The 11879-nt window shown below is 65.3% G+C and carries 16 protein-coding genes; 9 read left to right on the top strand and 7 right to left on the bottom strand.

All coding sequences use genetic code 11. The features are described from left to right. The coding region (locus VGQ94_05915) for a formyltransferase family protein (GenBank protein HEV2022047.1) at positions 1–216 on the top strand (216 nt) is incomplete at its 5' end. Positions 217–245: 29 nt separating this feature from the next. On the opposite strand, the gene VGQ94_05910 is transcribed toward VGQ94_05915, so the two are convergent. Beyond that, the gene (locus tag VGQ94_05910) at positions 246–884 is read right to left on the bottom strand and encodes a PilZ domain-containing protein (protein ID HEV2022046.1); all 639 of its coding nucleotides are present in this window, start codon (positions 882–884) and stop codon (positions 246–248) included. Positions 885–971: 87 nt separating this feature from the next. Between VGQ94_05910 and tyrS the strand changes: the two genes are divergently transcribed. The 5 genes from tyrS to VGQ94_05885 are packed head-to-tail and all read left to right on the top strand — an operon-like array spanning position 972 to position 4910. Beyond that, a complete protein-coding gene (tyrS, locus tag VGQ94_05905) occupies positions 972–2216 on the top strand; it encodes a tyrosine--tRNA ligase (protein ID HEV2022045.1) in 1245 nt (414 codons plus the stop codon). 52 nt (positions 2217–2268) lie between these two features. Continuing rightward, positions 2269–2676: a DUF1761 family protein gene (locus tag VGQ94_05900; protein HEV2022044.1), complete on the top strand. Its 408-nt coding sequence runs from the start codon at positions 2269–2271 to the stop codon at positions 2674–2676. A 2-nt stretch (positions 2677–2678) separates the two neighbouring features. Beyond that, entirely contained in the window at positions 2679–3569 is an 891-nt protein-coding gene (locus VGQ94_05895; protein HEV2022043.1) for a diacylglycerol kinase family protein, read from the top strand. 44 nt (positions 3570–3613) lie between these two features. Further along, entirely contained in the window at positions 3614–4531 is a 918-nt protein-coding gene (gene sppA, locus VGQ94_05890) for a signal peptide peptidase SppA (GenBank protein HEV2022042.1), read from the top strand. Then, positions 4515–4910: an HU family DNA-binding protein gene (locus VGQ94_05885; GenBank protein HEV2022041.1), complete on the top strand. Its 396-nt coding sequence runs from the start codon at positions 4515–4517 to the stop codon at positions 4908–4910. The genes sppA and VGQ94_05885 overlap by 17 nt, the downstream gene beginning before the upstream one ends. A 111-nt stretch (positions 4911–5021) precedes the next feature. Here VGQ94_05885 and pgeF read toward each other — a convergent pair whose 3' ends face one another. Beyond that, complete coding sequence (gene pgeF, locus VGQ94_05880) at positions 5022–5864, bottom strand: peptidoglycan editing factor PgeF (protein ID HEV2022040.1); 843 nt, start codon at positions 5862–5864, stop codon at positions 5022–5024. A gap of 123 nt (positions 5865–5987) precedes the next feature. Between pgeF and VGQ94_05875 the strand changes: the two genes are divergently transcribed. From VGQ94_05875 to VGQ94_05865, 3 genes are all read left to right on the top strand, one after another. Further along, positions 5988–6332: a hypothetical protein gene (locus VGQ94_05875; GenBank protein HEV2022039.1), complete on the top strand. Its 345-nt coding sequence runs from the start codon at positions 5988–5990 to the stop codon at positions 6330–6332. Positions 6333–6503: 171 nt separating this feature from the next. Continuing rightward, positions 6504–8135 (top strand): phosphoenolpyruvate carboxykinase (ATP), encoded by a 1632-nt coding sequence (pckA, locus tag VGQ94_05870; protein ID HEV2022038.1) that lies wholly within the window; start codon positions 6504–6506, stop codon positions 8133–8135. A 17-nt stretch (positions 8136–8152) separates the two neighbouring features. Next, the gene (locus VGQ94_05865) at positions 8153–8410 is read left to right on the top strand and encodes a hypothetical protein (protein ID HEV2022037.1); all 258 of its coding nucleotides are present in this window, start codon (positions 8153–8155) and stop codon (positions 8408–8410) included. 4 nt (positions 8411–8414) lie between these two features. Here the strand turns inward: VGQ94_05865 and VGQ94_05860 are convergent, their stop codons facing one another. The 5 genes from VGQ94_05860 to VGQ94_05840 all read right to left on the bottom strand — a co-directional run. Then, positions 8415–9776, bottom strand: coding sequence for a GAF domain-containing SpoIIE family protein phosphatase (locus VGQ94_05860; protein ID HEV2022036.1), 1362 nt, complete (start codon positions 9774–9776; stop codon positions 8415–8417). A 253-nt stretch (positions 9777–10029) separates the two neighbouring features. After that, positions 10030–10566: an adenine phosphoribosyltransferase gene (locus VGQ94_05855; protein ID HEV2022035.1), complete on the bottom strand. Its 537-nt coding sequence runs from the start codon at positions 10564–10566 to the stop codon at positions 10030–10032. A gap of 3 nt (positions 10567–10569) precedes the next feature. Further along, on the bottom strand, positions 10570–10848 hold the full coding sequence (locus VGQ94_05850; GenBank protein ID HEV2022034.1) for an acylphosphatase: 279 nt from the start codon (positions 10846–10848) through the stop codon (positions 10570–10572). A gap of 80 nt (positions 10849–10928) precedes the next feature. Beyond that, positions 10929–11492 (bottom strand): elongation factor P, encoded by a 564-nt coding sequence (gene efp / locus VGQ94_05845; GenBank protein HEV2022033.1) that lies wholly within the window; start codon positions 11490–11492, stop codon positions 10929–10931. 44 nt (positions 11493–11536) lie between these two features. After that, a partial coding sequence (locus tag VGQ94_05840; protein ID HEV2022032.1) for an energy transducer TonB occupies positions 11537–11879 on the bottom strand: 343 nt, incomplete at its 5' end.

Raw genomic sequence — 11879 nt, 5'->3', positions numbered from 1 at the left:
AAGGTCTCCGGCTGTACCGTGCACTTTGTGGACGAGCAGCTCGACCACGGCGCTATCGTGGTGCAGAAGTCCGTCCCGGTGCTCGACAGCGATGATGAGCACACGCTCGCCGCCCGCATCCTCGAGCAGGAGCACGTTGCCTACACGGAAGCGATCAATATCGTGCTGGAGGGCAAGGCGAAAGTCACAGGGCGCCGGGTGGTTTCGCAGGATTGAATGCGGGCGGGCGGGAGTTTCCTGGCGGGTCACTTGCCGGGAAAGTGGGCGCCCCAGAAGTCGTTGTCCCCCAGGAATTCCACTCCCATCTCCGTCGCATTGCCGGGGCCGCCCAGACGCCGGTACACGATGCGGACATGCACACCGCGTTCCTTTTCCGGCCACCAGATGTATAAGTCCTCGCCCAGCCGGAACCGTGTTTGACAGACCAGCAGGCAGCCGTAGCGGCTGAGCGTCAGGGTTTGGGCTGACTCCTCGCGCGCCTGGCCTTCCAGGTCGGTCCAGCGAAGCACCACGCTCAGGCGCCGCATGATGCGGGTGCTGCGCCGCGGATCCTTCTGCTTCTGAATGTAGCCGGAGAGCTCTTTCCGGTCCTCTTCCTTGAGCTCGCGGAACTGGATTCCCATGTCCTTCCCCGGGGTGGCGCGGGCGACGGAACCCGAGCATTCCAGCCAGTAGCCAGTGGGAAACCTCAGACGAACCGCCACCTCTGTGCCCAGATCGAGCGTTTGGCCCGCCAGAACGAACAGGCCGCCCATGCTGATGTTCTCCGACCACCCGTTGATGGTGATGCCGTTGGCCACGCACTGCACCTCGGCGCGCAAGAGGACGCGCAGGTGCTTGCGGGGCGCCTTCCAAGGCTCCCAAGGTGGGATGTGGGTAGACATGCGGCCCTTGTGGTGAGGGACCAGAATTGTATGTCACCCATTGGCCATTCGGGTCCGAAAACAAGCTTCTGCTCTTATAATCGCCCCATGTCATTTCTTCCCGTTACGGAACAGCTCGCCTACCTGATAAAGGGCGCGGCGGAGATCATCCGCGAGAGCGAGCTGCGGGAAAAGCTGGAGAAGTCCCTCAAAACGGGCATTCCGCTCAAAGTCAAAGCGGGCTTCGACCCCACGGCGCCCGACCTGCACCTGGGGCACACCGTGCTGATCCGCAAGCTCAAGCACTTCCAGGACCTGGGGCACACGGTCATCTTCCTGATCGGCGACTTCACCGGGATGATCGGCGACCCCACCGGGCGCTCGGCCACGCGCCCTCCGCTCACGCGCGAGGAAATCGAGAAGAACGCCGAGACCTACAAGAAGCAGGTCTTCAAGCTGCTCGACGCCCAGAAAACCGTGGTGGACTTCAACCGCCGCTGGTTCTCGAAGTTCACGGCGGACGACTTCATCCGCCTGGCCGCCAAGTACACGGTCTCGCAGATCCTGGAGCGCGACGACTTCCACAAGCGCTTCCAGGCGGAAAAGCCCATCGCCATCCACGAACTGCTCTACCCGCTGGCCCAGGGATACGACTCGGTGGCACTCGAGGCCGACGTCGAGCTGGGTGGCACCGATCAGAAGTTCAACCTGCTGGTGGGCCGCGAGCTGCAACGCGCCTACGGCCAGCCCTCGCAGGTGGTGCTGACCACACCCATCCTGGAAGGACTGGACGGCGTGCAGAAGATGTCGAAGTCGCTGGGCAACGCCATCGGCATTGACGAGCCGCCGCTGGAGATGTTCGGCAAGATCATGTCCATCTCCGACGAGATGATGTGGCGCTACTGGGAACTTTTGACCGACACCTCCATGGCCGGCATCGAGGCCATGCGGCAGCAGGCGAGGAGCGGCCAGGCGCATCCCATGAAGATGAAGCAAGGCCTGGCCACCAAGATCGTCGCCGACTTCCACGGCGAAGCCGCGGCGAAGAAGGCCCAGGAGGATTGGTCCAAGCAGTTCCAGAAGGGCGAGGTGCCGGGGGATGTGGAGACCATTTCGGTGAAGTATGACGAGGTGGCAGCCAAGGCCGGCGATGGGAAGGCGGTCAAACTGGACAAGCTCTTGGCCCGCTGCGGGCTCGCGGACTCCGCCACCGACGGTCAGCGGAAGATCAAGCAGAACGCGGTGCGCGTGAACGGCGACGTTCGCACCGACCCGGTGCTGCCGGTCACGCTGCCCGCGGAGCTGACCTTGCGCGTGGGGCGCCTGCTGCGCAAGGTGCGCATCCAGCCCTAGGCTGGACGGGCCTTCCGTTCCCCTGCTACCCTTGCGCGCCACGGAGACCCGCATGAACATCAAAAAGTTCTTTCTTGCTTTTGTGGTCGTTTCTGTCGCCGGCTTCGCCCTCAGCTTCGTGATCCACGGCCTGCTGCTGCACGAGGACTACAGCAAGCTGCCCAACCTGCTGCGCACGGAGCAGGACGCGCAGGGCTACTTCCACTTCATGATCGTGGCCAATGTTCTGTACTCGCTGGCGCTGGTTTGGATCTACGCGCAGGGAGTCTCGGACAAGCCCTGGTTCGGCCAGGGCGTGCGCTTTGGCTTGGCGGTGTGGCTGCTCACGGCCGTGCCCACCTATCTCATCTACTACGCCGTGCAGCCGTGGCCCGTGGAAGTGATTTACAAGTCCATCGGCTTCGACCTGGTGCGCATCACCGTGATCGGCGTATTGGTGGCGGCCATCTACCGCAAATAACGGTGCGCGCTGTCGCCATCTTCGGCCCCAACGCTTCCGAGAGCGCCCTGCAACCATTCCAGTCGGATACCCAGCGGATCCCCATCGCACCGGACCTGAGTGCCTCCGGGGAAGCCGAGGTGGCACTGATCTTCGGCGGCGACGGCACAATTCACCGCCACCTGGCGGCGCTGGTTGAGCGTGGGATTCCCGTGCTGGTGGTCCCCTTCGGCAGCGGCAACGACTTCGCGGTGGCTCTGGGTGTGCGCACCCGGAACGACGCATTGGCCGCCTGGAAGAAGTTCCTGAGCGGCGGCGGCAATGTTCGCCGGGTGGACGTAGGCCGGATCACGCCGCTGGGAGAACCGGGCGCCACGCCGACCTATTACTGCTGCGTGGCCGGAGCGGGCGTGGATTCCGATGCCAACCGCCGCGCCAACGCCCAGTCCGCCTGGCTGCGCCGCAACGGCGGATACACCCTGGCGGTGCTCCAGGCCATCTTCTCTTTCAAGCCGCGGCAGGTCACGGTCCAGGCTACGGGCGCGGATCCGGCCAATCCCGCCGCGGGAGCGCCAGCGGCGCCGGCTATCTCCGAACCGGGATGGATGGTGGCCTTCGCCAACGCGCCCACCTACGGGGGCGGGATGCGCATCGCGCCCCGGGCGCAGCTCGACGACGGCAAGCTAGACGTCTGTTTCCTGCGCCGTACCGGGCGCCTCAGCCTGCTGCGGCTCTTCCCCAAGGTCTTCTCCGGCGCGCACGTCAGCCGCCCGCAGGTGACCTACTTCCAGGCCACCGGCCTGCGCGTGGAAACGGAGTCGCCGCTCGACGTCTATGCCGATGGCGAATATGTTTGCCGCACGCCGGTCGAAGTGGGAATCCTGCCCGGCGCCCTGCGGGTGATCGTCCCTTGACCGCAGCGCCCGGGCCTATGGCTGGTGTACACTAGGCGCTTCTTATGGCGGAAAACGGACGTTCGCGCACGCTGCTGTGGGTGGTGGTCGGCGGAGGGGGATTCTTCCTCTTCCTGCTGGCGGTGTTCACCCTCATCTATACCAGCGTGAAGTCGGACCGCTCGGACGGCCTCTCCGGCGCCTTCGGCGACAAGATCGCGGTGGTCGACCTGGAGGGCGTGATCGTCGAGCCCAAGACCGTGGTCAGCCAGTTGAAGCGGTACGCCGACGACGACTCCATCAAGGCCATCATCATCCACGTGAACACCCCGGGGGGCGGGGCGGCGGCCTCGCAGGAGATCTACCAGGCGGTCAGGCGCATCCGCGACCAGAAGAAGAAGCGCATCGTGGCTTCCATCGAGACCGTGGGCGCGAGCGGCGGCTACTACGTGGCCTCCGCCACCGACAAGATCTACGCGAACCCGGCCAGCATCGTGGGCTCCATCGGAGTGATTGCCGAGTGGTACAACTACGGCGAACTCATCAAGTGGGCCAAGCTGAAAGAGATCACCATCAAGACCGGGGAGTTCAAGGACACGGGCACGCCCACCCGCGACCTCACTCCCGCCGAGCGCGTCTACCTGCAGGCCCTGATCGACGACATGTACACCCAGTTCATCAACGCCGTCGCCGAAGGGCGCAAGATGAAGCAGGAGCAGGTGCGCGCCCTGGCCGACGGCAAGGTATGGACCGGCTCGCAGGCCGTGCCGCTCAAGCTGGTGGACCAGCTCGCGGATTTCCAGGGCGCGGTGGACGATACCGCCAAGGCCGTGGGCATCTCGGGCGAGCCCACGCTGGTGCGTCCGCAGAAGGAGCGCCGCACGCTGCTGGACGTGCTCTCCGGCAACGACCTCGCCGACCTGATCCCCACCCGCGCCAAGCTGATGGAGACCCACGTCGGGTTTTATTACCTGTGGAAGTAGGTTTCGGGTTCCGCGGCCCCAACTGCCTGAACGCTTAGGACTGAGTACTGGGTACCAGGTACTGACAACTGATTCTCGGAGCGAAGCGACCATGACCAAAGCCGACCTGATCGAGGAAGTTTCCCGGCTGGTGGAGTTGACCCGCAAGGACAGCGAGGTTATCGTGGAGAGCATCTTCGATAGCATCGTGCGCTCGCTGCGCGCCGGCGACAAGATCGAGATCCGCGGCTTCGGCAGCTTCCGCACCCGCCAGCGCAAGCCCCGCGTCGGCCGCAATCCCAAGACCGGCGACAAGGTCAACGTCCCCGCCAAGAAGATCCCTTTCTTCAAGCCCAGCAAGGAACTCAAGGACCTGGTCAACACCGGCAAGGCGGCGTAGCTCCTGTCATCCTGAGCGGAGCGACCCCGCGCAGCGGGGAGCGAAGTCGAAGGACCTCTACTGCACATCTGCCCCTGACCTATCCAGGGCTTCCCCTTTGTCCTTTGCCCTTCAATTCTTCAGCCCTATCACCGCCAGCATCCTTCCCGTCTTTCCCTTCTCCGCCCGATGGGAGAAGAGCAGCTCGGTGTGGCAGGCGGTGCAGAGCGGCGAGGCGTGGATGTTGGCCGCGCGAACGCCCGCGTCCTTGAGCTGGCGCAGGTTGGCCTTCACCAGATCCAGGAAAATGCGCGGCGCCAGCTCGCTGTGGCCCGGCGCCCGCGCGGTCAGGAACAGCAGCGGATACTTCTCGCGCACCGGGTCGGATTCCTCAAACTCGCGGAACAGCTCGCCGGCGTAGGCGAACTGCGATTCGAAGCGCTCGCGCACCTCGCGTCCCACCTGGTAGCAGCAGACTTGGATGCCGGGGCCGATGGCAGCCACCAGGTCGCGGGCGCGGCTGCCGAAGTGCCGCTGCATCAGGCCCACGCCCTTCTCCGCGATGCGCTCCAGCGTGCCGCGCCACCCGGCGTGGAAGGCGCCGATGGCGCGGAGCTTCGAGTCGACCAGGAGGATGGGCAGGCAGTCGGCGGTCTGGATGGAGAGCAGCAGCCCGGGCACGTTGGTGATGAGGCCGTCCCCTTTGAGGCCTGCTTTCGGCGGAGCGTCCAGCCGGTGGATGAGGTCGGAGTGAATCTGTTTCAGCGTGACGAGCTGCGGCGCTTTCCTCTTGCCGCCGAGTAGCCCTTGCAGGAACTTTGCGCGGTTGCGCCGGACGGCGGCGGGCGTGCTCTCCTCCGGGAAGCCGAGGTTCCCGTCCTCCCGAGTGCTGAAGGCGTGCACCAGCCAGGGCAGCCGCGCGAGCGGGGGCGCTTGCAGCAAGCGCGGTGTGGAAGCCTTCTTTCTGGTGGGCATTCACCCGATTATTGCAGAAGAGCGGAGGACGAGAGAGAACCGAGGTCCGTCGACTCGCCGCGCAATGGTTTCGGGTGCGGGCTCGCTCGGGATGACAGCCCGTAAGGTGTATATTTTTCCCCCATGTACCGCGACTTCCGCGCCACCGAACGCTGGACCGGTCAGGAGCTACACTGCCTCTACCAGGCGCTGGTGGTGGCCATCTCCACCCGCCACGCCGACGCCGTGGACATCAAGTTCCTGGCGGGCGCCAGCCCCGTGTGGATCTCGCTCCCCCACCCCGCCTGGGTGGAATACAGGAAGCGCGCCGGCCGGGAGATCACCGATCCCATGGCCATCGCCATCGCCGGCCACTATCTGAAGCAGGCCATCGAGTCGGGCCTGGAGGGTGGGCGCGAGATGTACTCGCTCACCGTCGAGGAGACCCTGGCGCACCTCGCCGCCCTCGAGCAGGAAGCCGCCGCTTGAAGGGGTGTGTAGGTGCGGCCGACTCGGCCGCACGCACGGGCGGGTCGCCCGTGCCTGCATGACCCAAGTGCACCGTATCCTCACAAATCCCCTGCACTTAGCGGATAAAGCTTGGAACCGGGGCGGGTTTTCATAGAGAATTAAGGTTTCGGCTTGCAGGGGAGAAGTCCTATGTCCGATGATGCGCACCACCAGCAACTGAACCAGCTTGTGGCCGGAGGCCGGGTGCACCGGAACCTGCCGGCGGGAGCGCTGGTGGAGCACGCCATCCGGCGGGGCGAGGGCCGCCTGGCCTCGAACGGGGCCCTGTCCTCCGACACCGGCAAACGCACCGGCCGATCTCCCAAGGACAAGTTCACGGTCCGAGACTCCCTGACCACCGGCCAGGTGGACTGGGGCGCGGTCAACCAGCCCTTCGAGCCCGCAAAGTTCGACGCCCTGTTTGAGCGCGTCTTCGAACACGCGAAGAAGCAGGAGTTGTTCGTCCAGGACCTCTACGCCGGCGCCGATCCCAAGTACCGCCTGCCCATCCGCGTCATCAACACCCTGGCCTGGCACAACCTGTTCGTGCGCCAGCTGTTCGTGCGGCCGTCGGCGGAGGAGCGCCAGAGCCACGCGCACGAGTTCACCGTGCTCTGCGTTCCCGAGTTCCTGGCCGACCCGGCCCGCGACGGCACCAACTCCGAGACCTTCATCCTGGCCGACTTCACCCGCCGCATCATCCTCATCGGCGGAACGCTGTACGCGGGGGAGATGAAGAAGTCCATCTTCGGAGTGATGAACTTCCTGCTGCCCGGGCGCCACGTCTTCCCCATGCACTGCTCCGCCAACATCGGCGCGGACGGGGTGACGGCGCTGTTCTTCGGGCTTTCGGGCACGGGCAAGACCACGCTCTCCGTCGACCCGGCGCGCCGCCTGATCGGCGACGACGAGCACGGCTGGAGCGCCACCGGCATCTTCAACTTCGAGGGCGGCTGCTATGCCAAGTGCATCCGCTTGTCCAAGGAGAACGAGCCGCAGATTTGGAACGCGCTGCGCTTCGGCTCGGTGCTGGAGAACGTCATCCTCGACCCCGAGACCCACCAGCCCGATTACGACGACGACCGGCTGACGGAGAACACCCGCGCCGCCTATCCCGTGGACTTCATCGAGAACGCGGTCATCCCCGGCGTGGGCGGACACCCCAAGAACGTGGTCTTCCTCACCGCCGACGCCTTCGGCGTGCTGCCGCCCATCTCGCGACTCTCTAACGACCAGGCCATGTTCCACTTCCTCTCCGGCTACACCGCCAAGGTCGCGGGCACCGAGGCGGGCGTAGGCAAGGACCCGGAGGCGACGTTTTCCACCTGCTTCGGCGCGCCCTTCCTGCCGCTGCCTCCCAAGGTCTATGCGGAGATGCTGGGCAAGCGCCTCAAAGAACACCACGCGCAATGCTGGCTGGTGAACACGGGATGGTTCGGCGGGCAGTTCGGGGTGGGCAAGCGTATGAGCCTGTGCCATACCCGCCACATGGTGCACGCCGCCGTGGATGGGCGGTTGGGCAAGGCCCAGTTCGAAACCGAGGCGGCCTTCGGGCTGAGCATCCCCAGGTCCTGCCCGGACGTTCCTTCGGATTTGCTGAACCCGCGCAACGCCTGGGCGGACAAGGCCGCCTACGACCGCAAGGCCGCCGACCTGCTCGACCGCTTTGCCAAGAACTTCAAGAAGTTCGAGGCGCCGGAATCGGTGCGCGAGGCCGGCCTGGCCGCGCTGCTCAAGCCCGTGGGCGGCTCGCGCATGGTGGCCAGCGTGAAGCCGAACTGACGGCGGCACGGCTTTCCATGTTTCTCCGCAAACTCCGCGTCGAGTACGAAGCTGAGGGCAAGCGCCTTCCCTGCCCCATGAAGTGGCTGGACAGCTTTGCCATGCGCAACTTCACCAACGCGCCCATCTTCGACGACACCCTTCCGGTTGGGGATGGCCAGATGGAGATCGGCGCGCGCGTGCCGCTGGAGGAGTTGAAGTCAGCGATGGAGGAGTGGTTCCGGAGGAAGAGCTACCTGCCCAAGGATGCTCAGCTCCGCGTGTCGGAGCTCTAGGCGCCTACCCCATAGGCGCGACGTTGCCCGAGCTCACCACGCCCTCTTTGGTGACCTTGGTGATCATGAGGATCTTGTCGTCCACGTGGGTGCCGCCGCGGGAGAAGGCGGCCACTTCGGTGGAAACCGCGTTCACGATGGCGCTGGCGCTCTTCGAGCGGTTGCGGGCGACGCAGGCGGCCAGGCGCTCGCTGCCGTACTCGTCTTCCTGGGCGTTCGAGGCTTCGACGATGCCGTCGGTGCAGCACACCAGGACGTCGCCGGTGGCCAGCTTCACCGAGCCGCGCGTGTACTCGGTCTGCGGGAACAGGCCCACCACCGTGCCACCCTCGGTCAGCTCGCGGTATTCGCCCTTCTCGCCGTGGATCAAAAGGGGCGGCACGTGCCCGGCGTTGATGTAGTGCAGGCCGTTGCGCCGCGTGTCCACCAGGCCGAGGAAAAGGCTCAGAAACTTCTTGGACTTGGTGTCGTTGTAGATCATTTCGTTGAGCGACACGGTCACCACTTCGAGCGAGTGCAGGTGCATGACCAGGGCGCGCAGGCTGGCCTGCAGGTTGGACATCACCAGCGCCGAGGAGACGCCCTTGCCTTCCACGTCGGCCACCACCAGCAGCAGCGATTGCGGGCCCAGGTTGAGGAAGTCGTAGTAGTCGCCGCCCACCTCGAAGCAGGGCTCATTGAGCACCGCAATCTCGTAGCCGGGGACCACGGGCGGCGAATCCGGCAGCAGGCTGCGCTGGATGCCGCGGGCCAGGGCCAGCTCCTTCTCCAGGCGCTGCTTCTCCAGCGACTCGCGGTGCAGGCGCGCGTTCTCCAGCGCCATGGCCATGTGCCCGGAGAGCTTGTTGAGGAAGTCCTCGTCCTCGGCGGTGAAGCGCGGCGCGCCATTCTTGTTGAGCAGTTGCAGCACGCCCACGATCTCGCCGGTGTGGTGCCGGATGGGCAGGCTTAGCATGGAGCGGGTCTTGTAGCTGAACCTCTGGTCGAAGCTCTGGTCGTGGTACGCCAGCGAATAGGCGTCCTCGACGCTGACCGTTTCCCCGGTCTCGGCCACGCGTCCCGCCACGCCCTGGCCCAGGGGCACGCGAATCTCCTGATGGTCAAGGCCCGAGGCCACGATGGACCACAGCTCCTTGTGCTTGTCGTCCATCAGAAAGACGGTGCCACGGTCCGCCCCCACCTCGCTGCGCGCGATTTTCAGGATGAGTTCCAGCAATTCGGCCAGGTCGAGCGTGGAATTGAGCAGGCGGGTGGCCTCGAAGAGCAGCGAGAGCTGGGTGATGGTCTTCTGGCACTCGGCCAGGGCCGCGGCCGGATCCGGCCCCCCGGAGGGCTTCTTCTTGGCCGCTGGCACAGGTATCTTCATGCGCTCCAAGCCCGCATGGATGCGATTCGCGGGAGACAGGGGGCTAACTATATGCGGGCCGGGTGAGGTTTGTAAATACGCGGACTTTGTCATCCTGAGCGAAGCGAGGCGAATGCCGAGCGCAGCCGAAGGACCCCTACCCCATGAACTTCATCGCGGGGAGCGAAACGGACACCGGTGTGCGATAGGGGTCCCTCGACTGCGCGCTTCGTCGCCAGGCGACGTCGCGCTCGCTCGGGATGACAACAAGGACTCACTTGTCATAGTGCAGCAGCGAGAACACCTCATGGCCCTTGAGTTTGTCGCGGCCCTTGAGGAAGTCGAGCTCGACCACGAAGCCCAGGCCGATGATATCGGCGCCCAGGGAGTTGGCCAGGCTGGCGCAGGCGTTGGCGGTGCCGCCCGTGGCCAGAAGGTCGTCCACGATGATCACGCGCTGGCCGGGCTGCACGGCGTCCTTGTGGATCTCCAGCGTGTCGGTGCCGTACTCGAGGTCGTAGGTCCACTTGGCGGTCTCGGCGGGGAGCTTCTTGGGCTTGCGCACGGGGACGAAGCCGGCGTTCAGGCGATAGGCCAGCGCCGGGCCGAAGATGAAGCCGCGCGCCTCGATGCCCAGCACCAGGTCGATCTTGCGCTCCAGATAATTCTCCGAGAGCGCGTCAATGAGCGTGGCGAAGCCGGTCTTGTCCTTGAGCAGCGTGGTGATGTCGTAAAAGAGGATGCCCTTCTTGGGGAAGTCGGGGACCTCGCGGATCAGCCGCTTGAGCGGCTCGCAGTTGGTGGGCGACATGGGCTACCAGGCTCCTTCGATGCGGAATGTTTTCAGATCAGGGACGGGCTCGGCCGGGACTTCGTCCACGGCATCCACGCGCGCGGCGCGGCAGCCGGTTTGCAGGCGCCCGCGCAGCGCGCTCAACTGCTCGCCGGAGCCCATGGCCAGCACTTCCACCGTGCCGTCCACGTTGTTGCGCACCCAGCCGGCGATGCTCAGGGTGCGCGCCTCCCGCTCCACGAACCAGCGGAAGCCCACCCCCTGCACCCGGCCTCGGACGATGAATCGGCGGCAGTCCATGGTCAGTGGCGAGTGGATAGTGGCGAGGGGCGAGCTTGAGCACTCCACATCAGCTAGTCACCACTCGCCACTCATCGCTCTTACTTCACCCGCTCCAGGTATACGCCTTCGGCCGTATCCACGCGGATGCTCTCGCCCTCGCTGATGAAGGGAGGCACCAGCACCACCAGGCCGGTCTCGAGCTTGGCCTGCTTCATCACGCTGGAGGCGGTGGCGCTCTTGAGGCCGGGCTCGGTCTCCACCACCTTCAGGTCCACGGTCTGGGGCAGCTCGATGCCGACGGCCTTGCCCTCGTGGAACTCCACCTTCAGGGTGAGGTTGGAGACCAGGTAGTCCACGGTGTCGCCCAGGATCTCGCGCGAGAGGTGCACCTGCTCGTAGTTCTCGGTGTTCATGAAGCAGTAGCCGGAGGTGTCCTGATAGAGGAATTGCATTTCGGCTTCGTCCAGGGTGACTTTCTCCACCGAGTCCTCGGCGCGGAACTTGTGATCCATCATGGAGCCGGAACGCAGGTTGCGCAGCTTGGCCTGGATGAAGCCACGCTTGTTCCCGGGGGTGCGGTGGTCCACGCTGAACACGGTGCACAGGTCTTTGCCGTGCATCACCACCATGCCGGGGCGCAGTTGGGTCGCGGGAACATACATAGGGCTGAAAACTTTCTCCTTATGGGATAGCGCGAGAAGTCCCGCTAGTAGAGCCGGAAGTTGACCTCGATGTTGACCCCTACGGTCACCGGCTGGCCGTCCTTGCGGGCCGGCTCGAACTTCCAGGAGCGCACCGCCTCGACGGCCTTCTCATCCAGGCCCAATCCCAGCGAACGCTGGATGCGGATGTTGTGGGTGCGGCCGTCCGTGCCGACCTCCACGTACAGCACCACCGTCCCCTGGTACTTGGCCTTGCGGGCTTCCTCCGAATATTCAGGGTCGGGCTGAAACACGATGCGCGGGGCGCTCACCCCGCCGCCTACGCGATAGACGCCGCCGCCGATGCCGCCGCCCCATCCCGGTCCTACGCCGGGTCCGCGCCCGGAG

The sequence above is a fragment of the Terriglobales bacterium genome, from assembly GCA_035937135.1.
Classification (GTDB): Bacteria; Acidobacteriota; Terriglobia; order Terriglobales; family Acidobacteriaceae; genus DASYVL01.
This window is presented reverse-complemented; position numbering and strand designations above follow the sequence as displayed.